This window comes from Staphylococcus pasteuri, from assembly GCF_030547725.1.
GTDB lineage: Bacteria > Bacillota > Bacilli > Staphylococcales > Staphylococcaceae > Staphylococcus > Staphylococcus pasteuri.
This window is the reverse complement of the sequence record NZ_JAUOQO010000287.1, coordinates 1-278: the sequence shown is the minus strand read 5'-3', so window position 1 is coordinate 278 and position 278 is coordinate 1. Positions and strand designations below refer to the sequence as shown.

At 62.6% G+C, this 278-nt stretch carries 1 protein-coding gene; it reads right to left on the bottom strand.

Translation table 11 applies throughout. From position 1 onward, the window contains the following. Nucleotides 1-278, bottom strand: a 278-nt coding sequence (locus Q4528_RS13695; protein WP_303522105.1) for a hypothetical protein, incomplete at both ends; no start/stop codon positions are given.

Genomic DNA, 278 nt, shown 5'->3' with positions numbered 1-278 from the left:
ACATCATCAGGGTGCTGAGCAGCGCCGCGTTTTCGTGGCGGGCGGCGGTGTCGATATGCGGCCCGATCAACAGCATGGCCCGTTCGGGGTTGTTGCGCGCCAGTTCCAGCGAGGCCAATTGCGACGCGGCATAGGCCTGATGCAACTCGGCCGAGGGGGAATATTCATAGAATCGTTTGGCCGCTTCGAATTCGGCCCGTGCCTGATCGGGATCGCTGTGCAACAGGATGCGGCCCATGGCGTAATGCGAAAATGCCCGGCGGTGGTCGTTCCAGCCC